This window comes from Rhodophyticola sp. SM2404 (assembly GCF_053570515.1).
Window position 1 is genome coordinate 409,260 of the sequence record NZ_JBSEDL010000001.1, and the last position, 22,187, is coordinate 431,446.

The 22,187-nt window shown below is 57.3% G+C and carries 25 protein-coding genes and 1 pseudogene; 13 read left to right on the forward strand and 13 right to left on the reverse strand.

Features of this window, described 5'->3' with window-relative positions; translation table 11 throughout:
* Nucleotides 1-79 precede the first annotated feature (79 nt).
* From ACTYEO_RS02055 to serS, 4 genes are all read right to left on the reverse strand, one after another.
* Nucleotides 80-721 carry a protein-L-isoaspartate(D-aspartate) O-methyltransferase gene (locus ACTYEO_RS02055; RefSeq protein WP_449322041.1) on the reverse strand — a complete coding sequence of 214 codons (642 nt, stop codon included), beginning with the start codon at nucleotides 719-721 and terminating at the stop codon, nucleotides 80-82.
* Complete coding sequence (gene surE, locus ACTYEO_RS02060; protein WP_449322042.1) at nucleotides 718-1,503, reverse strand: 5'/3'-nucleotidase SurE; 786 nt, start codon at nucleotides 1,501-1,503, stop codon at nucleotides 718-720. Before surE ends, ACTYEO_RS02055 begins: the two co-directional genes overlap by 4 nt.
* Nucleotides 1,504-1,636: 133 nt before the next feature.
* On the reverse strand, nucleotides 1,637-2,353 hold the full coding sequence (locus ACTYEO_RS02065; protein ID WP_449322043.1) for a hypothetical protein: 717 nt from the start codon (nucleotides 2,351-2,353) through the stop codon (nucleotides 1,637-1,639).
* On the reverse strand, nucleotides 2,346-3,638 hold the full coding sequence (gene serS, locus ACTYEO_RS02070) for a serine--tRNA ligase (RefSeq protein ID WP_449322044.1): 1,293 nt from the start codon (nucleotides 3,636-3,638) through the stop codon (nucleotides 2,346-2,348). Before serS ends, ACTYEO_RS02065 begins: the two co-directional genes overlap by 8 nt.
* A 323-nt stretch (nucleotides 3,639-3,961) precedes the next feature.
* Here serS and ACTYEO_RS02075 point away from each other — a divergent pair, with 323 nt between their 5' ends.
* The 7 genes from ACTYEO_RS02075 to ACTYEO_RS02105 all read left to right on the forward strand — a co-directional run bounded on the left by ACTYEO_RS02075 (nucleotide 3,962) and on the right by ACTYEO_RS02105 (nucleotide 10,270).
* Entirely contained in the window at nucleotides 3,962-4,873 is a 912-nt protein-coding gene (locus tag ACTYEO_RS02075; RefSeq protein WP_449322045.1) for an FkbM family methyltransferase, read from the forward strand.
* The gene (locus ACTYEO_RS02080; protein WP_449322046.1) at nucleotides 4,870-5,778 is read left to right on the forward strand and encodes a hypothetical protein; all 909 of its coding nucleotides are present in this window, start codon (nucleotides 4,870-4,872) and stop codon (nucleotides 5,776-5,778) included. The genes ACTYEO_RS02075 and ACTYEO_RS02080 overlap by 4 nt, the downstream gene beginning before the upstream one ends.
* Before the next feature lie 434 nt (nucleotides 5,779-6,212).
* Complete coding sequence (yajC, locus tag ACTYEO_RS02085; RefSeq protein ID WP_449322047.1) at nucleotides 6,213-6,494, forward strand: preprotein translocase subunit YajC; 282 nt, start codon at nucleotides 6,213-6,215, stop codon at nucleotides 6,492-6,494.
* 23 nt (nucleotides 6,495-6,517) lie between these two features.
* Entirely contained in the window at nucleotides 6,518-8,182 is a 1,665-nt protein-coding gene (gene secD / locus ACTYEO_RS02090; protein WP_449322048.1) for a protein translocase subunit SecD, read from the forward strand.
* Nucleotide 8,183: 1 nt separating this feature from the next.
* A complete protein-coding gene (secF, locus tag ACTYEO_RS02095) occupies nucleotides 8,184-9,152 on the forward strand; it encodes a protein translocase subunit SecF (protein ID WP_449322049.1) in 969 nt (322 codons plus the stop codon).
* Entirely contained in the window at nucleotides 9,145-9,897 is a 753-nt protein-coding gene (locus ACTYEO_RS02100; protein ID WP_449322050.1) for a sulfite exporter TauE/SafE family protein, read from the forward strand. Before secF ends, ACTYEO_RS02100 begins: the two co-directional genes overlap by 8 nt.
* A 19-nt stretch (nucleotides 9,898-9,916) precedes the next feature.
* Nucleotides 9,917-10,270: an Mth938-like domain-containing protein gene (locus tag ACTYEO_RS02105; protein WP_449322051.1), complete on the forward strand. Its 354-nt coding sequence runs from the start codon at nucleotides 9,917-9,919 to the stop codon at nucleotides 10,268-10,270.
* A gap of 66 nt (nucleotides 10,271-10,336) precedes the next feature.
* On the opposite strand, the gene ACTYEO_RS02110 is transcribed toward ACTYEO_RS02105, so the two are convergent.
* Both ACTYEO_RS02110 and ACTYEO_RS02115 read right to left on the reverse strand, forming a co-directional pair.
* Entirely contained in the window at nucleotides 10,337-11,062 is a 726-nt protein-coding gene (locus tag ACTYEO_RS02110) for a DUF1194 domain-containing protein (protein WP_449322052.1), read from the reverse strand.
* Nucleotides 11,029-11,457, reverse strand: a complete 429-nt coding sequence (locus ACTYEO_RS02115; RefSeq protein ID WP_449322053.1) for a VOC family protein — start codon at nucleotides 11,455-11,457, stop codon at nucleotides 11,029-11,031. Before ACTYEO_RS02115 ends, ACTYEO_RS02110 begins: the two co-directional genes overlap by 34 nt.
* Before the next feature lie 195 nt (nucleotides 11,458-11,652).
* Between ACTYEO_RS02115 and ACTYEO_RS02120 the strand changes: the two genes are divergently transcribed.
* From ACTYEO_RS02120 to ACTYEO_RS02130, 3 genes are all read left to right on the forward strand, one after another.
* Nucleotides 11,653-12,468 carry a thymidylate synthase gene (locus ACTYEO_RS02120; RefSeq protein WP_449322054.1) on the forward strand — a complete coding sequence of 272 codons (816 nt, stop codon included), beginning with the start codon at nucleotides 11,653-11,655 and terminating at the stop codon, nucleotides 12,466-12,468.
* Nucleotides 12,468-12,944 (forward strand): dihydrofolate reductase, encoded by a 477-nt coding sequence (locus ACTYEO_RS02125; RefSeq protein WP_449322055.1) that lies wholly within the window; start codon nucleotides 12,468-12,470, stop codon nucleotides 12,942-12,944. Before ACTYEO_RS02120 ends, ACTYEO_RS02125 begins: the two co-directional genes overlap by 1 nt.
* 90 nt (nucleotides 12,945-13,034) lie before the next feature.
* Nucleotides 13,035-13,439 carry a DUF2177 family protein gene (locus tag ACTYEO_RS02130; protein WP_449322056.1) on the forward strand — a complete coding sequence of 135 codons (405 nt, stop codon included), beginning with the start codon at nucleotides 13,035-13,037 and terminating at the stop codon, nucleotides 13,437-13,439.
* Between the two features lie 73 nt (nucleotides 13,440-13,512).
* Here the strand turns inward: ACTYEO_RS02130 and ACTYEO_RS02135 are convergent, their stop codons facing one another.
* Nucleotides 13,513-13,719: a cold-shock protein gene (locus ACTYEO_RS02135; protein WP_449322222.1), complete on the reverse strand. Its 207-nt coding sequence runs from the start codon at nucleotides 13,717-13,719 to the stop codon at nucleotides 13,513-13,515.
* A 231-nt stretch (nucleotides 13,720-13,950) separates the two neighbouring features.
* Between ACTYEO_RS02135 and ACTYEO_RS02140 the strand changes: the two genes are divergently transcribed.
* Nucleotides 13,951-14,274 carry an arsenate reductase family protein gene (locus ACTYEO_RS02140; RefSeq protein WP_449322057.1) on the forward strand — a complete coding sequence of 108 codons (324 nt, stop codon included), beginning with the start codon at nucleotides 13,951-13,953 and terminating at the stop codon, nucleotides 14,272-14,274.
* Here the strand turns inward: ACTYEO_RS02140 and ACTYEO_RS02145 are convergent.
* The 5 genes and pseudogenes from ACTYEO_RS02145 to thrS form a co-directional block, all read right to left on the reverse strand.
* Entirely contained in the window at nucleotides 14,256-14,813 is a 558-nt protein-coding gene (locus tag ACTYEO_RS02145; protein ID WP_449322058.1) for a DoxX family protein, read from the reverse strand. The genes ACTYEO_RS02140 and ACTYEO_RS02145 overlap by 19 nt on opposite strands.
* The gene (locus tag ACTYEO_RS02150) at nucleotides 14,810-15,550 is read right to left on the reverse strand and encodes an HvfC/BufC N-terminal domain-containing protein (protein ID WP_449322059.1); all 741 of its coding nucleotides are present in this window, start codon (nucleotides 15,548-15,550) and stop codon (nucleotides 14,810-14,812) included. Before ACTYEO_RS02150 ends, ACTYEO_RS02145 begins: the two co-directional genes overlap by 4 nt.
* A 5-nt stretch (nucleotides 15,551-15,555) precedes the next feature.
* A pseudogene (gene bufB / locus ACTYEO_RS02155) lies at nucleotides 15,556-16,404 on the reverse strand (MNIO family bufferin maturase).
* A gap of 80 nt (nucleotides 16,405-16,484) precedes the next feature.
* Nucleotides 16,485-16,775, reverse strand: coding sequence for a BufA1 family periplasmic bufferin-type metallophore (locus ACTYEO_RS02160; RefSeq protein WP_449322060.1), 291 nt, complete (start codon nucleotides 16,773-16,775; stop codon nucleotides 16,485-16,487).
* Nucleotides 16,776-17,131: 356 nt separating this feature from the next.
* Nucleotides 17,132-19,084, reverse strand: a complete 1,953-nt coding sequence (gene thrS / locus ACTYEO_RS02165; RefSeq protein ID WP_449322061.1) for a threonine--tRNA ligase — start codon at nucleotides 19,082-19,084, stop codon at nucleotides 17,132-17,134.
* 164 nt (nucleotides 19,085-19,248) lie between these two features.
* Here thrS and ACTYEO_RS02170 point away from each other — a divergent pair, with 164 nt between their 5' ends.
* Both ACTYEO_RS02170 and ACTYEO_RS02175 read left to right on the forward strand, forming a co-directional pair.
* Entirely contained in the window at nucleotides 19,249-19,995 is a 747-nt protein-coding gene (locus ACTYEO_RS02170; RefSeq protein WP_449322062.1) for an alpha/beta hydrolase, read from the forward strand.
* Between the two features lie 200 nt (nucleotides 19,996-20,195).
* A complete protein-coding gene (locus ACTYEO_RS02175) occupies nucleotides 20,196-20,894 on the forward strand; it encodes an alpha/beta fold hydrolase (protein WP_449322063.1) in 699 nt (232 codons plus the stop codon).
* 23 nt (nucleotides 20,895-20,917) lie between these two features.
* Here ACTYEO_RS02175 and phaZ read toward each other — a convergent pair whose 3' ends face one another.
* Entirely contained in the window at nucleotides 20,918-22,183 is a 1,266-nt protein-coding gene (phaZ, locus tag ACTYEO_RS02180) for a polyhydroxyalkanoate depolymerase (RefSeq protein WP_449322064.1), read from the reverse strand.
* Nucleotides 22,184-22,187: the final 4 nt, after the last annotated feature.

A 22,187-nucleotide genomic window follows, 5' to 3' on the forward strand; every position in this document is an offset into this window, starting at 1 on the left:
AAAATCGACCTGTGCCTTTGCAGCTGCAGCATACACCAAGATTAGAGGGGTTTTCCAGCCCTGCTTGCGAGATGCGCGCTCATTCGCTTGCAACACCTTCCATCAGGGGCACAAAGCGCACAGGCATGAGTTCGTCATAGTCATATCCGCTTTCGCTGCGGGTCACTTTGATCAGGCTCTGGACCGAGTCTGACTGGCCGACAGGTACCACCATCGTGCCGCCGATTTTCAACTGCGCCATCAGCGGTCCGGGCGGGTCTTCGGCGGCGGCGGTGACAATGATCCGGTCGAATGGAGCTTGTTCGGGAATGCCGAAGCAGCCATCGCCCGACATCACAGTAACATTGCTCAACCCAAGTTCATGCACCAGCCGTTCCGCTTCGCGGACGAGATTGCGGTGCCTGTCGATTGTGTAGACGCGGCGTGCCAGATGCGACAGGACGGCGGCCTGATAGCCCGACCCTGTTCCCACTTCGAGCACCTTATCGCGCGGTTGCACGTCAAGCGCTTGGGTCATCATGCCGACAACCGAGGGTTGTGAGATTGTCTGGCCCGATGCAATCGGCAAGGGCATATCATCATAGGCCCGATCGGCGAAATGGCCGCGCACAAAGGCACCACGATCCACCTTTTCCATGGCGGCAAGGACACGGGTATTCGTTACCCCTTTCGAGCGCAGGGCATAAAGAAATTGCATCTGCATCTCGGGGTCGAGGCTCATTCCAGCGCGGCTTTCAGATCGGAGATGCTGTCATGGGCTGTAAGGTCGGCCCGCATCGGCGTGATCGAGACATAGCCTTCGAGATTTGCATGGGCATCTGTGCCAGGCTCGGTCGGGATGTTTTGTGGGCCACCTTTGATCCAGAGGAAGCGGCGGCCATTGGGGGCGATATGGGGCTCCATGCCGAAGCCCGTGCCGCGGCGGAACCCTTGAGGCGTGACGCGGCGGCCTTTGACATCCGCACCTGCCACGGGTGGGAAATTGACGTTGTAAAAGAGGCGGTAATCCTCTTGATCCCAATGGCCCTGCTCGACCAGCGCGCGTACGATTTCGGCACCATGTTTTGCGGCGGCGTCGAATGGATCATCGAGATGGGCGTTATCGGGGCCGAAATATTGCGACAGGGCAATGGCGGGAAGACCCTGCAGAGCGGCCTCCATCGCGCCGCCGATCGTGCCCGAGTAAAGCACGTTTTCGGCGGCGTTATTGCCTTTATTGACGCCCGAAAGAATAAGGTCAGGGGGGCTGTCTTTGAGGACATCATGCAGGCCAGCCATCACGCAATCAGCGGGGCTGCCTTCGGCGGCAAAACGGCGGGGGCCGAGTTCCGCGATCATGGTGGGGTGCACATAAGAGATGCAATGGCCAACGCCCGATTGCTCGAATGCAGGCGCGACCGTCCAGACTTCGCCCTTGGGGCCTGCGACCTCAGTGGCGATTGCTTCGAGCACTTTGAGCCCCGGTGCATTGATCCCGTCGTCATTGGTGATGAGAATGCGCATGCCTGCTCCTATCTGTGCTGCTTGCAACAGGTGTTAACGGAGGGTCCGCGATACGGCAAGCAGAACAGGGGCGCTGCCCCTGCGGCGGCGGGGCCGCCTACCCCTGAGTATTTTGGGGGATAGAGAAGCTGTATCAGGCCGCGGCGCGGGGGCGCAGGGTATAGGTCAGGACAGCCACAACGCCACCTGCTGCAGCACCTGCCAGAAGCGTATCGCTTTGCCATTGCGCCACGATGATCCCGATCAGTGCCCAGATCACGGCGATCCCATAGCCTGGCGCGCGCAGGTTATTGGCTAAGGTGACGGCAACTGCCAGCGCGCCCAGAAGGCCGAGCCAGCCTGCGGCCTCGCGCGAGAAAATGCCATAGCCTGCGAGGATAGTTGCCAGCGACACGAAGCTGGCCGCGCTGAGCCAGCCTGCATAAAGGCCAAGCGGTGCGCGGAGCCAATATTTATCCGAAATCGGCGCGCGGAATAGGGCCATGAGCGCGGTGATCAGCATGGCAAAGATCAACAGGGTCGCGGCGATTGGCGAGGTATTGGCGACCGCGATCCATGTCGCGCCGATCCCTGTGCTGACCAGAAGCGGCAGGCGCGTGGCATCCCAGCCTGCATCCTCGCGGCGTTTGAGCCAACCAAAAACCGCGGCGGCGATGAGCCAGATATAGATCAGCCCCCAGATCGAGAACGCGTAGCCTGCGGGCTGGACCGGCGGGCGCTCGAGTGTGGTGGTGAAAAACGCAGGATCAAAGCCAGTAAAGGGCGCTGTGAAGACGGGTGAGATCGCGAAAGCGATGCTGGTCAGAAGAACGAGGGCCGCTTTGGTTTTGGGTGTTGCGAAATCAGACAAGGGCGCCCTCCGCGTCAAGCTGTGTTTTGCCGCCCAGATAGGGGTGCAGAACTTGCGGTAGGTCAACCGACCCATCGGCCTGTTGGCCGTTTTCCAGCACCGCAATCAGGCAGCGCCCCACAGCCAGCCCCGAGCCGTTCAGCGTATGGACGAAATCAGGCTTGCCGCCGCCCTCGGGGCGGAAGCGGGCATTCATCCGACGGGCTTGAAACGCGCCACAATTGGAGACCGAAGAGATCTCGCGATAGGTGTCCTGACCGGGCAGCCATGCTTCGATATCAAAGGTGCGCACTGCGCCAAAGCCCATATCGCCTGCACAAAGAACCACTGTGCGATAGGGAATGCCAAGCGCCTCTAGGATGCCCTCGGCGCAGCGCAGCATGCGTTTTTGCTCATCATCGGATGTGTCCGGGTGGGTGACCGAGACCATCTCGACTTTTTCGAATTGATGCTGGCGCAACATGCCTGCGGTATCGCGGCCTGCCGAGCCTGCCTCGGAACGGAAGCAGAGCGAATGGGCGGTGTAGCGCAAAGGCAGGGAGGGTTCCTCGACGATCTCGCCCGAGACGATATTGGTTAGGGAGACCTCAGAGGTGGGGATCAGCCACCAGCCATTGGTGGTTTCATAGCTGTCCTCGCCGAATTTCGGCAATTGCCCCGTGCCTTGCATCGCTTCGGGGCGCACAAGAACGGGGGCGTTCATTTCGGTCAGCCCGTTCTGGTCGACATGGGTGTCGAGCATGAATTGCGCCAGCGCGCGGTGGATACGGGCGATGGCCCCGCCAAGCAGCACGAAGCGCGAACCCGAGAGTTTGGCCGCGGTCTCAAAATCCATATTGGGGGCAACGCCTGCCAACTCGTAATGCTCTTTCGGGGTGAAATCGAAGCTGCGCGGCGTGCCCCAGCGGCCGATCTCGACATTGTCGTCTTCATCTGCGCCATCGGGGATATCGGCGGCGGGCAGATTGGGAAGGGCTGCGAGCAGGCTGCGCAACTCCTCATCCTTGGCCTTGGCGTCCTCTTCGAGGCGGGCGATTTCATCTTTCTTTTCGGCCACGAGGGCGCGCAACCGTTCGAATTCGGCCTCGTCCCCCTTGGCTTTGGCGGCGCCCACAAGCTTGGAGGCGGCGTTGCGATCGGCTTGCGCTGTTTCGGCGGCAAGGATGCAGGCGCGGCGGGCCTCATCAAGGGCGAGGATCGCGGGCGATTGCGCCGATAGCCCACGGCGCGCCAGAGCGGCGTCAAAGGCATCAGGGGTGTCACGGATCGCGCGGATATCATGCATGGGTCGGGCCTCGGGTTGCGGCTTAGTGGTTTGATGAGGGCGGTATGCAATATTGGAGCACGCGGGGGAAGGGGGTTAGGTTCAGGGGCTGGTTTGGGAAGTGTGTGTTGGGTGCTGCGACTAAAGGAGAGCTGGAGCGGATCGTGGGCGCGTGAGGCGGAACTTTGGACGGCGCAACGTCAAAGGCATCAGGGGTCGCGCGGATCTCATTCATTGCTCTTGAACCATAGTTGCGTTGTGAATTTTTGGATCGCGCTTGCAACTATTGTCTGGACCAGTCAAGTCTGCCGCTGGGAACACTGCGAAACGGTTTTGTTGAGACAATGGACCAGTCATTAAACGAGTCTAACTTTGCGAAGATGGAGTTCTTTCGAAGAATAATGAAAAGCCATGGGCAGTCATTAACACCACCTGTGTCTGTCGTTGACGTTGGCGCGAGCCCCATCAATCGCCCCAACTATCAGTCCATAGTTGATGCTGAGCTGTGCCATGTCTATGGTTTTGAACCAAACCAGGCGCAATTCAAAAAGCTGCAAGCGGAAGGAAAAGAATTCGAGACGTATGTTCAAAAAGCCGCTGGCAACGGAACGAACATCACGCTTCGGATATATCGCTCACCTGGCCTCACATCTCAGTTCTTGCCAAATGCAATAAATATGCGCCTTTTGGGTATGTTTCATTGGCCCCATATTTCTGAAGAAGTCGAAATGTCCACCTCAAGACTAGATGATGTCGAGGAAGTACAGGCTTGTGATTACTTGAAGATAGATATTCAGGGCGGTGAGCATTCGGTGTTCCAAGGCGCATCCAATACACTTGCCTCATGCATTCTTGTTACGACCGAAGTCCGGTATCTTTCTCTCTACGAAAACGAACCTATGTTTGGTGAAGTGGACCGTATTCTTCGTCAAAATGGGTTTGTTCTACACAAGTTCGATTTTAACAAATCTATGGCTATCCACAACTCGCAAAGCGCAAAGATACGAGATAAACGAGTGGCCGATCAGCTTGTCGATGGGGACGCGACCTACATTAGGGATCTCAATACAATTGCGAATTGGAATACGGAAAAGGTCTTGTCGCTCGCGATCTTGTCGTCGATGGTTATCGAAAGCCATTCGGTCTGTATTTACGCTTTGGATGAGCTGGTTCGACGCGGCACGCTCGATGCGTCAGTGCCTGAATCCTATCTTGAACTGATGCCTCGCGATATGATCCAGAAAGACTTTCGATGACTGATAGGAACAAGGACAACCTATTCTTTATTGTGGACATTGGAAAGCTTGAAGCACAGGCAATCCTTCTGGCGACGAGTTTGCACAAACACAATGAGGGGTGTTTCAATATTTATGCATATGTACCCCGCGATAGCCTTGACCGACTGTCGCCGGTTACAAGAGAAGTCCTCTCTCTTGCAGAGATCGAACTTGTAACGTTCGATGTCCCTCCGGAAACTTGGAAAAAACCTTACCCTCACGGCAACAAGATTCTTGCTGCACGATTGCATAGAGCAGGCCGATGGTCCGCTTTTCTTGATACCGACCTAATTTGTACAAAGCAGTTGGATCTAACTCAGATAAAGCGCTCTAATGCTGTTTCTGTCGCGCCCGAAGGGACACCAACCTGGGGGTATGGCACAGATCGGTGGCAACGTGTCTATGATCACTTCGATCTTGCTTTCCCAAGTGAAACCATAAGGATGGCTCGCCGCAAGCGCGTGGAATTTGTACCGTATTTCAATGCAGGTTTTGTTCTATTTGAAGATGGCGTTTTGAAAAAACCTGATAAGGGCTTTGGGGATTTATGGTTGGATACCGCGCGCGAAATCGATTTCAATTGTCCGGTCGCATTAAAAAGACCGTGGCTTGACCAAATCTCTTTGCCGGTGACCTTGAAGAGATTTGGATTAGAATACAACATATGCCCTGATGAATTTAATTATGCAATCTCGGCAAGAGCTTACATTCCGGAATTTAAACCATATTTCATGCATTATCATGACTTTAAGTGGCTGTCTTCGTGGCCGAGCGCCCTTGAGGTTTTTGATTGGCTAAAGGAATTATTTGGCGATCAGGCAGCCAGCATGGCGATTTCTGAGTTCAGTCACTTTTACGAGCAAATAGATTCACAAACCCAATAGAGCCGCACACCAATTAGGATTGAGCCGAGGGGGACGTCAGTTTGCACTATGGCAAACAAGGCATATGCCGTAATCCGTTACTGGCGAGAACTTGGTCGGAAATTGCAACCTGGGTGTGACATGAGGCTTTGAGCATGCCCGTGACAGGTCCAGCAAGCATTCGATCACAGAACCAAAGTGGATATTCCATCGCCCTCCCCCCACACCCCCCCCAAAAAAAAGCACAACTTACAAAGGGCGAGGAAAAAATTTGCCCCCGAATTGGGGTGACAAGCCGCCTGCCATGCCCCATATCGCCTCAGAACACCTTTTGGGGGCGGGGTTTGTGGCTGTAAGGTCCGTGGCTTGCCTTCGATGGGACCCGCAATTAACGTTCCGCCGATTTCGGCCTGAGGGAAGCCCCCTCGGCTGCGCGCCATAAAAGAGGAAAACCTATGCAAGGCTTCGAATCAATCTTCCCCCTGATCCTGATTTTCGCAATCATGTATCTGCTGTTGATCCGTCCCCAGCAAAAGAAAGCCAAAGAGCATCAGGCCATGGTCGAGGCGCTGCGTCGTGGCGACCAAGTTGTGACTGCGGGCGGCCTTTTGGGCAAAGTGACCAAGGTTAAGGATGAAACTGAGGTCGAGGTCGAGATTTCTTCGGGCGTCAATGTACGTGTTGTGCGCTCGACGATCACTCAAGTGATTTCCAAGACCGAACCCGCCAATAACTGATCTGATAAGGCCGCGAGTGCATTATGCTGCAAATCCCTCTCTGGAACCGCGTGCTGATCTGGGGGCTTCTGGCCCTTGGGGTCGCGCTCGCAATGCCCAATCTGTTCTATGAACGGGTCGAGCGTCACAATGATGCGCTGGCCGCGATCGAAGCAACGGGGGCCAGCACGGCGGCCCTTGATGCGGATGCAGCCGCTTGGCCGTCCGTCCTGCCCTCGAGCCTTGTCAATCTAGGCCTTGATCTGCGGGGTGGTGCGCATCTGCTGGCCGAGGTTGAGGTCGAAGATGTCTATACCGCGCGGATGGATGCGCTCTGGCCTGAAGTGCGCGATGTGCTGCGCGAGGAACGCGAGACGGTCGGAACGATCCGTCGCCAAGACGCCCCCGCCGGTGAATTGCGTGTCCAGATCAGCCAGCAGGAGGGCATGGGCGAGGCCGTCGCCGCCGTGCGTACACTGGCCGAGCCTGTGGTCAGCCTGACAGGGGTCGGCTCCTCTACGCTGGATGTGCAGGGGCAGGGTGATATCGTGATCGTGACGCTCTCGGAGGCCGAGCAGCAAGCTACCGATGACCGCACCATGCAGCAATCCGTCGAGATCGTGCGCCGCCGCGTTGATGAGGCCGGAACCCGTGAGCCGACGATCCAGCGTCAAGGCACAGATCGCATCCTTATTCAGGTGCCTGGCATCGGCTCGGCACAAGAGCTTAAAGAGCTCATCGGCACCACCGCGCGCCTGACCTTCCACCCCGTGATCGGTCGCAGCGACAGTGCCGAGGGCGCAGGGCTGCGCCAGATCATCCTGCCCGATATCGAAGACCCGCAAAGCTTCTATATCCTCGAGGAAACCCCCGTTGTGACAGGGGATGATCTTGTTGACAGCCAGCCGGGATTTGACCAGCAAAACGGCCAGCCCAATGTGTCCTTCCGCTTCAACACCCATGGCGCGCGCCTGTTTGGTGAATACACCTCGGCCAATGTCGGCGCGCCGTTTGCGATTGTGCTGGATGGCGAGGTGATCTCGGCCCCCACGATCCGTCAGGCGATCACAGGCGGCTCTGGCCAGATCAGCGGCAATTTCACCGTCGAAAGCTCAACCGAGCTTGCGGTATTGCTGCGCGCAGGCGCATTGCCCGCCGAAATGACCTTTCTTGAGGAACGCACCATTGGCCCCGAATTGGGCGCCGATAGCATTGAGGCAGGTCGCATCGCGGCGGTTGTCGCTTTTGCGGCTGTGCTGGTCTTCATGATTGCCAGCTACGGGTTGTTCGGCCTCTTCGCCAATATCGCGCTGATCTTCAATGTGGCGCTGATCTTCGGCATCCTCAGCCTGATCGGAGCTACACTCACATTGCCCGGTATTGCAGGGATCGTTCTGACAATCGGTATGGCGGTTGATGCCAATGTGCTCGTGTTTGAGCGTATCCGCGAGGAACTCAAGACCGCCCGCGGCCCCGCCCGCGCGATCGAGCTTGGCTATTCCCGTGCGCTCTCGGCGATTACGGATGCCAATATCACAACCTTCATCATCGCGACGATCCTCTTCGTGCTTGGCTCGGGCCCTGTGCGCGGGTTCTCCATCACCTTGGGGATCGGGATTTTGACTTCGGTCTTCACCGCGATTTACGTCACCCGTCTTCTGATCGTGACCTGGTTTGACCGGGCGCGTCCAAAATCCATCGAGGTCTGAGATGCGCTTGAAGCTGGTTCCTGACAACACGACGATCAATTTCTTCAAATATGCCCGCCTGACCTTCGGGGCCTCGGTGGTGGCGATGGTCCTGTCGCTTGCCGTCTGGCTCTCGATGGGGCTGAATTTCGGCATCGATTTTCTGGGCGGCACGACGATCCGCACGGAATCCTCCCAAGCAGTGGATGTTGCCGAATATCGCGCAGCGCTTGATCCATTGGGTCTTGGCGACATCTCGATCACCGAAGTTTTCGACCCCACTTTTGCGGCGGATCAACATGTCGGAATGATCCGCATCCAGGCGCAAGAGGGCGCTGAATCGGTCACCCCCGAAACCATAGCCGCGATTGAACAGGCCTTGCTTGCCTATGACCCGGGCTTGAGTTTTCCGTCCGTTGAGTCCGTGGGCCCGAAAGTGTCGGGCGAGTTGATCATGACGGCGATGCTGGCTGTCGGGGCCTCTCTCGTCGCGATCCTGATCTATATCTGGCTGCGGTTCGAATGGCAGTTCTCGGTGGGGGCTGTTGCGGCCTTGGTCCATGACGTGGTGCTGACCATCGGCGTGTTCAGCTTGCTGCAAATCCGGTTTGATCTGGCCACCATCGCTGCCCTGCTGACGATCATCGGCTATTCGATCAATGACACCGTGGTGATCTTCGACCGCCTGCGCGAAAACCTGATCAAATACAAAAAGCGTGATCTGCAAGAGGTCATGAATATCTCGGCCAATGAAACGCTGAGCCGTACCTTGATGACATCGGGCACCACGCTGTTGGCGCTGATCGCACTTTTGGTTTTGGGCGGTGATGTGATCCGCGGCTTTGTCTTCGCCATTACTTGGGGCGTGATCGTGGGCACCTATTCCTCGATCTATGTTGCCAAGAATGTGGTGCTGATGATCGGCGTGAAGCGTGACTGGACAAAGCCTGACAACAAGGCTGGCACGCAATTCTCCAATATTGATGCCTGAGGCTCTGCTGGCAGCGCTGGCCGAGCCCGCGCTGTCCCTGATCGCTTTGGTCTCGCTTCTGGCAGGGCTGGTTTACGGTTTTGCGGGCTTTGGCTCGGCCCTGATCTTCATGCCTCTATCAGCGATTTTCTTACCTCCGGCGGTGGCCATCGGCGCGTTCTCTCTCTCGGCGCTGGCCTCTCTGGTTACAGTCGTGCCGGGCGCGTGGCGCGTGGCTGATCGAAAGGTCGTGGGCGTCATGCTTCTCGCGGCCATTGTGGCAACCCCTATGGGGGTCGCGCTGTTGCGCATCGCGCCTGCTGACAGCATCCGCTTGGTCATCTCCTGCCTGACCCTGATCACCTTGGCGGTTCTGATTTTCGGCTGGAAAGTGCCCGCAAAGGGCGGCTGGGGCCTCAGGGTCGGTATCGGAGGCCTCTCGGGCATCTTCGGCGGAGCAACAGGATTGAACGGCCCCCCTGTTATCCTTTTCAACCTCGGCTCCGATCAACCTGTCGAGGTCACCCGCGCCAATCTGGCCGTGTTTCTCACCATAAGCTCGCTGAGCTTTTTGCCGCAGCTTTGGGTGCAGGGTCTTTTGAGTGAACGCGCGCTTTGGCTTGGGATTATACTGCTCTTGCCTTATGCTATCGGGACAAGGCTCGGCGCTTGGGCTTTCGCGCCCCATCGCGCAAGATTTTATCGCGCGCTGGCCTTCGGTTTGATCGGCTTGGCGGGGCTTTCGGGCCTTCCGATCTGGGATTGAGGATAAAGGACATCCGCGCATGCGTTTGACGGAAGTGAGTTTCGAGACAGGCACCCCGATTGACGGCTATGGCCCGGGTTTTTTCCGCGTCGGGGGCGAGGTCATCCAAGGACCAACACTCGTAATGCCCGGCTCGGTCAGCGAATGGGCGGGCTATGAGGATCGCGGCCCGCTTCTGGCAGCGATTGGCAAGATAGACGTGCTGCTCATTGGAACAGGCCCTGAGATCGCCCATATCCCAAGCGATCTGCGCCAAGCCCTCGAAGGTATCGGCCTCGGCGTAGAGATCATGGCCTCGGCCTCAGCCGCGCGCACATATAACGTCTTGCTTGGGGAAGGGCGCCGCATCGGGGCCGCTTTGCTGCCCGTCTGAGTGCATCGCGCCCGTCTTCATCTTTCCAAAAATACGAAAATCCGATGCGCGTTCCACGCCATGCCGTCACTCTGACAGACTGCCAAGGATCATCGCGCGCAATTCGCGTTCTAGCTTGCGGCGCATGGTCTGCTCGAAGGCTTGGTGATTGGGCGCGTATTCCACAAATGCGCCAGGCCCTCGGATAATCTCTTCAGCGAAATACTCCTGAATCTGGCGCGATGCCCCACCGATGGCCAGCCCGTTCACGGTTACATTGTCCAAAGGAAAATGCTCATAGGCCAAGGCGGGTGGGAAGCCGTCATTGTTTTGCCCGTCGCCCGAGACATCAAGGGTCTGGAACAGGCAGGGTGGTGCCGAGGCGAAGTGCTCGGCGGCAAAGCCAAGCGCATAGCCAATAGCGGTGGGGAAATCGGAATAGCCACGCTGTGCATTGGCAAGCCGTTCTGCAATGGCCAGCAGATCTGCTTGAGACGTGATCATCGTCCAATCCACCAGAAGGTCCTGCTGGAACCTGCCCGACCATTCATAGATCGAGAGAGCAACAGGGCCGGGCCCGTCCAGAAAAGCGCGTGTGATCTGCTCGTCAATCAAGGCCGAGGCAAGGCCTTGCATTTGAAGGGCATATTCATCGGCATCCACCGAGGCCGATACATCCAGTGCCAAAAGCAGCGCTAGGCGGCATTGCTCGTTTTGCGCAAGCGCAGGGGCCGGAGCGGCAAGCGCTCCGGCAAAACATATGGCTCGGGTGAGCCGCCTTACCAATGGCCCGTATTGGGCATGGAGGCCCACGGCTCAGCAGGGGCCAAAGCCTCACCCGCCTGCAATAACTCGATCGAAATATTATCGGGTGAGCGGATAAAAGCCATATGGCCGTCACGCGGGGGGCGGTTGATGGTGATGCCGTTGTCCATCAAATGCTGGCAGGTGGCATAGATATCATCAACCGCATAGGCGAGATGGCCGAAATGGCGGCTATCGGAGGGCAGCCCCTCATCCCCATCCCAGTTATAGGTCAGCTCAACTGGGCAATCGGGGTTTTCGGGCGGGGCCATGAACACCAATGTGAAACGGCCACCTTCGCTTTCATGGCGGCGGGTCTCGGTCATGCCCAGAAGGGTGAAAAAGGCGATGCTGGCATCCAGATCCTGCACGCGGACCATGGTATGAAGGTATTTCAATCCCATCTGGGCGCTCTCTCTTTTGCGTTTCGTTCAAAACAGCCTAGCGCCAAGCTGCCGCTTGCACACCCCCAAGAGATGTAAATTTCCCGTTGGTCTCTTCTGAGCAGTCTTGCAGTATATGGTGGTTGTCCCAAGTCTTGCGGCAAAATATGGTATAGCCCGAGTCGCCACCCCCGAGATTGGTCGAAAGGACCCCTGATGCAGCAATATCTGGATGCGCTTCGCACAGTTCTTGAGAAAGGGGCGACCTCGACGGATCGCACGGGCACGGGCACGACCTCCTATTTCGGGCTGCAATGTCGCTATGACCTGAGCGAGGGCTTCCCCTTGGTCACGACCAAGAAGCTGCATCTCAAATCCATTGTGCATGAATTGCTCTGGTTCCTCGCGGGCGATACCAATATCGCCTATCTCAAGGAAAACGGCGTCTCGATCTGGAATGAATGGGCCGATGAGGATGGCGATCTGGGGCCTGTCTATGGCCATCAATGGCGTCATTTCCCCAAGATCACCCGCGAAGGCGAGCAGGTCATCATAGGTGAGGTCGACCAGATCACGACTTTGATCGAGGCGATCCGCAAAACACCCGATAGCCGCCGCTTGATCGTATCAGCTTGGAACCCCGGAGAGGTTGATCAGATGGCGCTGCCGCCTTGCCATACATTGTGGCAAGTGCGCATTCTGGACGGCAAGCTGAACCTTCAACTCTATCAGCGCTCGGCCGATATGTTCCTTGGTGTGCCTTTCAACATCGCGTCCTATGCGCTTCTGGCCGTGATGCTGGCCCATGTCACAGGCTATGAGCCGGGCGAATTTGTGCATTCCATCGGGGATGCGCATATCTATTCCAATCATATGGATCAGGTCGCGCTGCAACTCAGCCGCGAGACACGGCCCTTGCCGCAACTCAAATTGGCGCGGGATGTAAGCTCGATCTTTGATTTCCGCTATGAGGATTTCATCTTCGAGGGTTATGATCCGCACCCCGCCATCAAAGCGCCGGTGGCTGTGTAATGCTGAGCCTCATCGTTGCGCGCGCCAAGAACGGAGCCATCGGGAAGGGCAATGACATCCCGTGGCATGCGCCTGAAGATCTTGCCATGTTCCAGCGCGAAACCACGGGTGGGGCCATCATCATGGGGCGGCGCACTTGGGACAGCCTGCCGTTCAAACCGCTCAAGAACAGACTCAATATCGTGGTCAGCCGTGATACCTCGCTGTCTGAGCATGTTGTGGGCAGCGTCGAGGCGGCCGTGGCTTTGGCCTATGCTTCGGGCTATCGGCGCGTCTATGGCATCGGGGGGCAAAGCATCTATGCCGAGATGTTGCCGCTGGCCGACCGTCTGCTTCTGACCGAGGTCGATCTGGAGATCGAGGAGGCCGATGCCTTTTTCCCGCAACTGGACGAAAGCGCGTGGCGGGAATTGGGCCGCTCGGTGATCCGCGAGGAAGGTCCGCGCTGTGAATTGAGAGAGTTGGTGAGGCGCTAAACTGCCACATCTGGCCACCATTGCCGAGGCCTTGGCAGCCCTGCCTGTCGCACTAGGTTCCTTGAATAAAGCATACCGGAGAGCGACCAAATGACATTCCTGACCCTGTTCCTGATCACCTCGGTCCTCTTTCTTGTGGCCGATGCGATCATGCTGCGCTCGGTTCTGCATCCTGTATTTGCGCGGCATCTGGGGGATTTGCTCTATGAGGGGGGCTTCAGGTTGCTGCCTGCGCTCTTGTTCTATTTCACCTATATGGGCGGGGTGATGTATTTCGCCTCATGGCCTGCGCTACAGGCTGGGGTGCCGTCGCAGGCCTTGCTGAATGGTGCGATTTTGGGGCTGGTGGCCTATGGCACCTATGAGTTCACCTCATGGGCCGTGATGCGGGATTGGCATCCGCAAATGGTGGCTATGGATGTGATTTGGGGCAGCGTGCTTACAGGGGGCGCTGCATGGGGTGGCGTATTGGCCACGCGGGCATTGTTCGCATAAAGCCAGTGACCGCAAAGCCGCAAGGCCCTGCGGGTCAACCATGTCCACTCGGTCACGTCGAACGCGAAGCGCTTTAGAGGGCCGTTAACTCGACCGCTGAGGAGCGACCATCACGGCCTTCGCGCAATTCATAACCGATCTTCATATTATCGGGGAGTTCCTTCATTCCGGCGCGTTCAACGGCCGAAATATGGACAAATACATCCGTGCCGCCGCCATCGGGGGCAATGAAACCAAATCCTTTTGTGGTGTTGAACCACTTTACTGTGCCAGTGGGCATGGTGCTCTCGACTTTCTTTCTCAGGTCTAACAACCCGCCAGACTTCTTCGGCGGAGTGGTGATCATGACGGGCGCGCGCCTTTTATGTTGCCCTTTTTTACGGGGCAGACCGGACGAAAACCCAACCATAGTCACAAAAATTGGTTGGGATTTATAAAAAATCAAGTGAAACTCTGGTGACGGTAGAGCCACTTGGCAGAAATTGACTGACGTGATGAAAAAGGCAGCAACATGGATGTGATTGGAATTAAGACCTGCGATACCTGCCGTAAGGCGGTTAAGGCTCTGGAAGAAGCGGGCAAGGATGTAACCTTCCGCGATGTCCGAACCGAGCCGCTCACCATGGCTGAGCAGGTGAAATTCTTGCATTATTTCAAAGATGCCTTGGTGAACCGTAAATCCACCACATGGCGGCAGCTATCCGAGGAGGAGCGCGAGAAGCTGCCCTTGGAACTGCTTGGCGCGCATCCAACCCTGATGAAACGCCCCGTGATTGTGGATGGGGACGTATATCATCTGGGTTGGGGCAAGGATGTTCAGGCGGCCCTTTTGTAGCGCGATAGCATTGCATCGACCGAAATGGGTCCCGCACCTTTGAGGACGATCATGAGCAGCACAAAAACCCAGAAGGCGCGTTGATCCACGATCAAGGAGGCTGGGTTGCCATCGAACCATGTGCCGATATCGGCAGCGGCCAAGTTATGTCCGTTGATATCGACCCAAGATTGCGCGGCAACAAAACCGATCATGCCAAGTGCTGCCAATCGTGAGGCCAAGCCGATCAGAAGCAGGGCAGGCAGGATGAACTCGGCCCAAGTGCCTGCCAAAACCACCATGCGCGGCAAAAAGCCGATCTGGCTCAGATCATAGCCCGAGGCCTCAAAGACGCGCGGCAGAATTTGGCCGTAAGCTCCGAAGCCCGGATTGAACAAGCCAGTGATCCCGTCCCCCAATTTCGTCAGGCCCGATTTCCAGTAATACACCAAGAGCGTCCCTGCAAAGACCAGCCGCGCCAATGTCGGCAGCAGAGCAGGGGCGATGCGGGCTTCGAGCCAGTCAAAGCCACGATTATGCAAGGAAATGAGCGCGTTCATAATTGGGGTCCTTCATCCAAGGTCAATGCAGATTTTGTCATAAATAAAGCCAGTACAGCGCCCAGATCGGCCTGAGGGCAAGCGGCCAGTGACGCGGCCATCGCATCTGAGAGGGTACTGCGCCCCTTGAGGCTGCGTGCCAGATCAAAGCCGCCTTCGGGCATCAAATGGGGGGCAGGGTCAAACAGGGGGCGGGTGATCAGGACATTTTCGGGCTGCATCACAACCTTGGGCGCGTCCTGTGTCATATTGGCCTGCCAGATCGAGAACACCGGATAGTTCGAGCGCAGCACAAGGCTTGCAGGGGCCATTCTCGGGCGCGATTGCATCACGGCTGCAGGCTCCAGCCCTTGGACATTCAAAGGGGTGCTGTCGGCTGCGTGATAGGATTGGCGCAAACCCAGTTCCAGTTTCGCGACATCGGCCAGATAGGGCAAATGCGCGACAGGCTTGAAGCTTTGCAAAAAGCCGGGAAAGCGGGTGCCATAGGTGGCAATGCAGGGGGTCTCGGGCGGATGGGCACGCAGAAACACGCCCGCCATGGCCTTGAAAAACTCAGGGCCCACCAATTTGGCGATCACAGGAAAGCCCGTTTCCAAGGCCGATGTCAGACTGACCGCAACATTGTTGCGATAGACGCCAAACCGCTTGGTTGCGGGGCGACCTTGGGGGTCGACCAGACCAGCGGGTGGCGTCTGAGCGCCATCAAGAAGGGCTTGGGTGAAACCGTTTTGCATTGGGGTCATACCGTGGCGGGAAGGAGTTGCGCGGCACGCGTGGCTTCCGCCTTCAACGTATCAAGCGTCGGCACATCGGTGTCTCATTCTATCAATGTGGGCTTGGGGCCTGCGGCGGCGATGGTATGGGCGTAAAGGTTCCAGACAGGGTCCACCACCGCGCGGCCATGGCTGTCGATCAATAAGGGCGCGCCATGCTCGTCGCTATCCTCATCATGCCCGCCCAGATGGATTTCGCCGACCAGATGCAGAGGGAAGGCATCAATATAGGCGCGCGCATCCCAATTCTGGTTGGCGGCAGATACAAAAACATTATTCACATCCAGCAACAGGCCACAGCCCGTACGGGTCGCAATCTCGGTCAGGAACTCGACCTCCGATAGGGTCGTCTCGGTAAAGGCGAGATAGGTCGAAGGGTTTTCCAGCAACATACGGCGGCCAAGCGCATCCTGCGTTTGATCGATATGGTGGCAAACGCGGGCCAAGGTGGCCTCGGTATAGGGCAGGGGCAGAAGGTCGTTCAAAAAGCCGACATCATGGCTGGACCATGCAAGATGCTCGGAAAATGAGGCAGGGTTGAGCCAGTCACAAAGATGACGCAGCCGCGCAAGGTGGTCGCGGTCCAGCGGCGCTTCGCCCCCGATGGACAGACCCACGCCATGTACCGAGATCGGAAATTTTTCGGCCAGCGCTTTGAGTTGAGCAATCGGGCGGCCACCAGCCCCCATGTAATTCTCGGCATGAATCTCGAGCCATGAGATCGGCCCTGCATCTTCCATAACCTCTGCAAAATGCTGCGATTTGAAGCCGACGCCTGCCGCGGTCGGAAGGGGGGTTGGGGTCATGTCGAGCATATTGGTGGCTCCGGAATTATGCGTAGGCAGGCGATGTAGAAAACCCCCAAGGCAAAGGCGCCTTGGGGGTTTGCCTTGGTTTATGCAGGTAGGTCGCGGTCCAGCTCTTCGAGCGCGCCCATGCGGCCATCAGGCAGTTCAACATCGGCGCAGGTGCCCGCAGGAACGAATGTCCATGCGTTGCCCTGATAATCTACAGTGGATGTGCCCGCACAAGTGGTGCCAGGGCCTGCTGCGCAGTCATTCTCACCAGCGAGGCTGATGCCATAGCATTTCTCTTGCTCCTGAGCGGCGGCAGGCATGGTGCCATAAGCGGTTACGGCTGCGGCAACTGCACCAAGAACGGCGGCGGATTTGATCTGAGTAGTCATATGGGTTGCTCCCCGAAAAGTTGAATTTCAAAATGCCTGATGAAGCTTCATCCGACTGAGAGCAGACTAGGGTCAGGCCGTGTTCACAAACCAATCACAGACATGTGTGGCACGGCGTCGTGAGCGGTTGCGAAGATCATGTGAGAGACCTGTATGAGTTTGGGTCAGGTTTAAGCCACTGAGAAAAATTGGAAAAATTTTGTTTCGGGCCACATGCGGGGTCAGAATGTTTCATTTCTATATGGGGTTGAAGCCCGCTCTAACGGACGAATGTTTCAACGCGTGAAGGTGCAAATAGAAAACGGCGGCAGTCTCCTGCCCCCGTTTCAGATTCGTTATTGTGCTTGCGCGGTGTGTTAGTCGCGAAGATCGGGCGGGATACGCTCGGCGGCCAAGGCGGCGGCCACGTCATCCAAAGCCTCGACACGGGTTTGCTTTTCTCCCAAGCGGCGCACGGTCACAGTGCGCTCTTCAACTTCCTTACGCCCGACCGCAAGGATCACCGGAACCTTACCGACCGAATGCTCGCGGATTTTGTAATTGATCTTCTCATTGCGCAGATCAGCTTCGGCGCGCAGGCCAAGCCTTTTGAGCATCGCAACCGTTTCCAGCACATATTCATCCGCATCCGACACGATCGAGGCCACAACAACCTGACGTGGTGCCAACCAGAAGGGCAGTTTGCCCGAGAAATTCTCGATCAGAATGCCAAGGAAACGCTCGAAAGAGCCGAGGATCGCACGGTGCAGCATGACGGGGCGGTGTTTGGCCCCATCCTCGGCGGTGTAATTGGCATCCAGGCGCTCGGGCAGGACAAAATCCACCTGCAGCGTGCCGCATTGCCAGTCACGTCCGATTGCGTCGGTCAGAACGAATTCCAGTTTTGGGCCGTAAAACGCCCCTTCACCGGGGTTGAGTTCATAGGTGCAGCCTGCGGCCTCGGTCGCGGCTTTCAGCGCGCTTTCGGCTTTGTCCCAAACCTCATCCGATCCAGCGCGCGCCTCGGGGCGGTCAGAGAATTTGATCTTGAAGCTTTCAAAGCCCAAATCCGCGTAGACTGAAGACAGAAGCTCGATGAAGATGCGGGTCTCTTCCTTGATCTGTTCTTCGCGACAGAAGATATGCGCATCGTCTTGGGTAAAGCCACGCACCCGCATGATGCCATGCAATGCGCCCGAAGGCTCATAACGGTTGCAGGATCCGAATTCGGCCATGCGCAAAGGCAGGTCGCGATAGGATTTCTGGCCATGGTTGAAAATCTGCACATGGCAGGGGCAATTCATCGGCTTGAGCGCGTTGACTGCTTTTTCGCGGGCATGCTCTTCGTCAACCTCGACGATGAACATATGCTCTTGGTATTTTTCCCAATGGCCAGACTCGACCCAGAGTTTGCGGTCCACCACTTGCGGGGTATTGACCTCGACATAACCGCCTAGCTGCTGCCTGCGGCGCATATAGTCTTGCAGATTGGTATAGATGCTCCAGCCATTGGGGTGCCAGAACACCTGACCGGGGGCCTCTTCCTGCATATGGAACAGGTCCATCTCGCGGCCCAAGCGGCGGTGGTCACGCTTTTCGGCTTCCTCAAGAAAATTGAGATGCGCCTTGAGGTCATCACGGTTCTTGAAGGCCACGCCGTAAATACGCTGCAACATCGGGCGGTCGCTATCGCCGCGCCAATAGGCCCCCGCCACCTTCATCAGTTTGAAGGCATCGGCGGGCAATTGGCCTGTATGCTGCAGATGCGGACCACGGCACAAATCCTGCCACTCGCCATGCCAATACATGCGGATCGGCTGGCCTTCGGGGATCATGCCGACCAGCTCTACCTTATAGGGTTCGCCAGACGCCTCGTAATGGGCAACAGCGCGGTCACGTTCCCACAGCTCGGTGCGGATCGGGTCGCGCTTGTTGATGATCTCTTTCATCTTGGCTTCGATCTGTCCGAGATCTTCGGGCGTGAAGGGCTGTTCGCGGTCGAAATCGTAATACCAGCCATTTTCGATCACGGGGCCGATGGTGACTTTGACGTCAGGCCAGATTTCCTGCACCGCGCGCGCCATGACATGGGCGAAGTCGTGACGGATCAGTTCCAGCGCCTCGGCGTCATTATCCTTGATCGTGTTGATCGCGATCTCGCCGCTGGCGTCAATCGGCCAGGCCAGATCGATATGGGCACCGTCCAGCGTCGCGGAAATCGCGCGCTTGGCCAGCGAGGGCGCGATGCTTTCTGCAACGGCAAAAGCCGTGATGCCAGCGGGATAGTCGCGGGCATTGCCGTCGGGGAATTTAAGGGAAATCTGGCTCATGGCCTGTCTCCTCGTCAGTTTGGCGCCTACAAAACGCCCGGTTGCGGGTAAGGGTTCAGGGGCTATGTGCCTTGCAGATGCGTCCAAGTCAACGGGGCTTGCTAGGTGGTCTTGCCGTTTTGGTGAAGTCTCTGCACAAAGAGGCATTGAGGAAGGAAAACCAGATGACACCGCAATATCTCGAGACTGCCCAATCCCGCCAAATCGCCTATCACAAGCATGAAGGCGCGGGGCCTGGTGTTGTGTTTCTGGGTGGCTTGCGCTCGGATATGGAAGGCTCGAAAGCGCTGTTTCTGGAAGATTGGGCCAAGGCGCGTGGCCAAGCCTTTTTGCGGTTTGACTATTCTGGCCATGGCCAAAGCTCGGGCGAATTTACGCAAGGCTGTATTGGCGATTGGGCTGAGGACGCGCAGGCGGCGATTTCTGCGTTGACGACAGGCCCACAGGTCTTTGTAGGCTCCTCCATGGGGGGCTGGATTTCGCTTTTGCTGGCCAAACGCATGCCCGAGAGGATGGCAGGCCTTGTGACCATCGCGGGCGCGCCCGATTTTACCGAGGATGGCATGTGGGCCGAATTCTCGGAGGAGCAGCGCCGCCAGATCATGGAGGACGGGCAGGTGGCGCTTCCGTCAGAATATGGCGAGCCGATGATCATCACACGGCGCATGATCGAGGATGGTCGCCACCAGTTGGTGCTGCGCGAGCCGCTTGATCTGAACGTGCCTGTGCGATTGTTGCAAGGCACAGCCGATGATGCCGTGGATATGTCAGTGGCCCTCCGCCTGCTTGAGCATTTGAACGGCCCGCAGGTTCATTTGGAACTGGTCAAAGGGGCGGATCACAGGTTTTCGGATGCGCATTGTCTGGGCGTGATTGAAGCGGCCCTAGAGGCGCTTTTGCCGCAAGCCTGATTTGGCACGGATTATGCACGCTAGGCCTTGCCGATATCGGCGCGCAGGGTCTGATACCCGGTCCCCCACAATTTCGGCTCATCGGGCCCTGCGCATTTCCCCTGTCTTTCCGCCTCTGACCTCGCGCGCGATGTTGACGCCCTTCCCGCTGTGAGAGAATGTGACCGAGTTAGAGGGAACGCAAAATGCTTAGAGCGAAGATGTCAGTTGACCCATTGGTCCTGATACCTGGAATGATGTGCGACGCGCGGCTGTGGTGGCCGTTTTTGTCGGAGCTCTCGGCTGAACGCAGCCTGCATCTCCCCGCGATCGCGGGGGCTGAGACGATCTCTGAAATGGCTTCAGCAGTGCTGGTCAGCGCCCCTGAGAAATTCGCGATGCTGGGGTTTTCCATGGGCGGCATTGTTGCCATGGAGGTGATCCGCCGCGCGCCTGAACGGGTGACGCGGGTGATGTTCATGGATACCTCGCCTTTGGCTGAAACCCCCAACCAAGCCGCCGCGCGCGAGCCGCATATCACCCGCGTAAAAGCGGGGCGTCTGGAATATGTGATGCGCGACGAGGTGATCCCCAGCCTTTTGCGCGCCGACCATAAAAGGGATGATATTGCGGAATTGATGTTGGATATGGCCTTGAGCTTGGGGCCGGATGTTTTTGTCGCGCAATCCCGCGCGCTACAGCGCCGCGATGATCAGCAAGGAACCTTGCCGCGGATCAGGGTGCCCTGTTCTGTGGTGTGCGGTGAATTTGATGCGCTGACCCCGCCGCGCAGGCATGAGCAAATGGCCGACCTGATCCCGCGTGCCAATCTGGAGATCATCGGGGGGGCATCCCATATCCCGATTTTGGAGCGGCCAAGCGAAACGCTGCACGTCCTTCGCAACTGGCTGGAGGCCTGACGCGCCCGCGTTACAGGCGCCAATTACTCGGCAGCGTGTGAGGCTCGCGCTTTGGGCACATCGCAATTGGCATCAATGAAATCGATGACAAGCGGGCGGATATTCTGACGCCAGCTTTTCCCTGCGAAAATCCCGTAATGCCCTGCTTCGGGTTCGAGATAGCTGGCCTTTTTCGCCTCGGGCAGGCCCGTGCATAACCGCAAAGCGGCAACACATTGACCGGGTGCCGAGATGTCATCCTTGCCGCCTTCAACCGTTTTAACCGCCACAGTGGTGATTTTGCCAAGATCAACTTGCTTGCCATCCACAACAAAACGGTTCTGCGCGATCTCACCATTTTTGAAAATGCGCTCCACGGTGGAGAGATAGAACTCGGCCGTCATATCCATCACGGCGAGATATTCATCGTAGAATTTATTGTGCTTATCCTGATCCGAGGCCTCGCCTTTGGCGACCCGAATGATCTGGTCACTGAAGGCCTTGCCATGCTTTTCGGCATTCATGGCAATAAAGCTGCTAAGCTGCTGCAAGCCCGGATAGACCATGCGCCCTGCACCAGGATGTTTGAAGCCTACACGCTGCAACACATGCTGTTCCAACTGCCCCATTGTGACGCGATTTCCGAAATCGGTTACATCTGTTGCGGCCGCGTCTGGGTCGATTGGTCCCCCGATCAGGGTCAGGGTGCGCGGCTGTGCGTCAGGGTCTTCCTCGGCCAGATAGGCGGTGGCCGCCAAGGCAAGGGGCGCTGGCTGGCACACGGCGATGACGTGGCTGTCAGGCCCCATCTCGCGCAGGAAATCCACCAGATAGAGCGTGTAATCTTCGATATCGAATTTGCCGACGCTGACGGGGATGTCGCGGGCATTGTGCCAATCGGTGATATAGACATCGCAATCGGGCAAAAGGCTGACCACGGTCGAACGCAGCAGCGTGGCGTAATGTCCAGACATCGGAGCGACCAGCAAAACCTTACGGCCTGTTGGCGCGCGGTCATTTACCTTGAAGCGGATCAAATCGCCAAAGGGGCGCGCCAAAACTGTTTCGATCGAGATCGTATGGTCGCGCCCGTCTGGGCCAGCGATCGAGTCGATGCCCCAATCGGGTTTGGCAACCATGCGCGCGAAACTGCGCTCCATGACCTCGCCCCAAGCGGCGGTCATCTGAATGGCAGGATTGGCCATGAGGCCAAGCTGGGGATAAGAGCACATCGCACGTGCGGTGGAGCCCAACCATTGGTTGGTGACGCGCATCGATTCGATCAGATCATAGGTGAGAAGGTATTTCATTATG

Bases quoted from the DNA above. Each gene is read 5' to 3' on its own strand.
- ACTYEO_RS02160 (WP_449322060.1), bottom strand. From the start codon at position 16,775: ATGACTACTCAGATCAAATCCGCCGCCGTTCTTGGTGCAGTTGCCGCA.
- phaZ (WP_449322064.1), bottom strand. From the start codon at position 22,183: ATGAAATACCTTCTCACCTATGATCTGATCGAATCGATGCGCGTCACC.
- ACTYEO_RS02105 (WP_449322051.1), top strand. From the start codon at position 9,917: ATGCGTTTGACGGAAGTGAGTTTCGAGACAGGCACCCCGATTGACGGC.
- thrS (WP_449322061.1), bottom strand. From the start codon at position 19,084: ATGAGCCAGATTTCCCTTAAATTCCCCGACGGCAATGCCCGCGACTAT.
- ACTYEO_RS02080 (WP_449322046.1), top strand. From the start codon at position 4,870: ATGACTGATAGGAACAAGGACAACCTATTCTTTATTGTGGACATTGGA.
- yajC (WP_449322047.1), top strand. From the start codon at position 6,213: ATGCAAGGCTTCGAATCAATCTTCCCCCTGATCCTGATTTTCGCAATC.
- ACTYEO_RS02170 (WP_449322062.1), top strand. From the start codon at position 19,249: ATGACACCGCAATATCTCGAGACTGCCCAATCCCGCCAAATCGCCTAT.
- secD (WP_449322048.1), top strand. From the start codon at position 6,518: ATGCTGCAAATCCCTCTCTGGAACCGCGTGCTGATCTGGGGGCTTCTG.
- ACTYEO_RS02145 (WP_449322058.1), bottom strand. From the start codon at position 14,813: ATGAACGCGCTCATTTCCTTGCATAATCGTGGCTTTGACTGGCTCGAA.
- ACTYEO_RS02150 (WP_449322059.1), bottom strand. From the start codon at position 15,550: ATGCAAAACGGTTTCACCCAAGCCCTTCTTGATGGCGCTCAGACGCCA.
- ACTYEO_RS02140 (WP_449322057.1), top strand. From the start codon at position 13,951: ATGGATGTGATTGGAATTAAGACCTGCGATACCTGCCGTAAGGCGGTT.
- secF (WP_449322049.1), top strand. From the start codon at position 8,184: ATGCGCTTGAAGCTGGTTCCTGACAACACGACGATCAATTTCTTCAAA.
- serS (WP_449322044.1), bottom strand. From the start codon at position 3,638: ATGCATGATATCCGCGCGATCCGTGACACCCCTGATGCCTTTGACGCC.
- ACTYEO_RS02175 (WP_449322063.1), top strand. From the start codon at position 20,196: ATGTCAGTTGACCCATTGGTCCTGATACCTGGAATGATGTGCGACGCG.
- ACTYEO_RS02100 (WP_449322050.1), top strand. From the start codon at position 9,145: ATGCCTGAGGCTCTGCTGGCAGCGCTGGCCGAGCCCGCGCTGTCCCTG.
- ACTYEO_RS02130 (WP_449322056.1), top strand. From the start codon at position 13,035: ATGACATTCCTGACCCTGTTCCTGATCACCTCGGTCCTCTTTCTTGTG.
- ACTYEO_RS02125 (WP_449322055.1), top strand. From the start codon at position 12,468: ATGCTGAGCCTCATCGTTGCGCGCGCCAAGAACGGAGCCATCGGGAAG.
- ACTYEO_RS02120 (WP_449322054.1), top strand. From the start codon at position 11,653: ATGCAGCAATATCTGGATGCGCTTCGCACAGTTCTTGAGAAAGGGGCG.
- surE (WP_449322042.1), bottom strand. From the start codon at position 1,503: ATGCGCATTCTCATCACCAATGACGACGGGATCAATGCACCGGGGCTC.
- ACTYEO_RS02135 (WP_449322222.1), bottom strand. From the start codon at position 13,719: ATGCCCACTGGCACAGTAAAGTGGTTCAACACCACAAAAGGATTTGGT.
- ACTYEO_RS02115 (WP_449322053.1), bottom strand. From the start codon at position 11,457: ATGGGATTGAAATACCTTCATACCATGGTCCGCGTGCAGGATCTGGAT.
- ACTYEO_RS02055 (WP_449322041.1), bottom strand. From the start codon at position 721: ATGAGCCTCGACCCCGAGATGCAGATGCAATTTCTTTATGCCCTGCGC.
- ACTYEO_RS02075 (WP_449322045.1), top strand. From the start codon at position 3,962: ATGGACCAGTCATTAAACGAGTCTAACTTTGCGAAGATGGAGTTCTTT.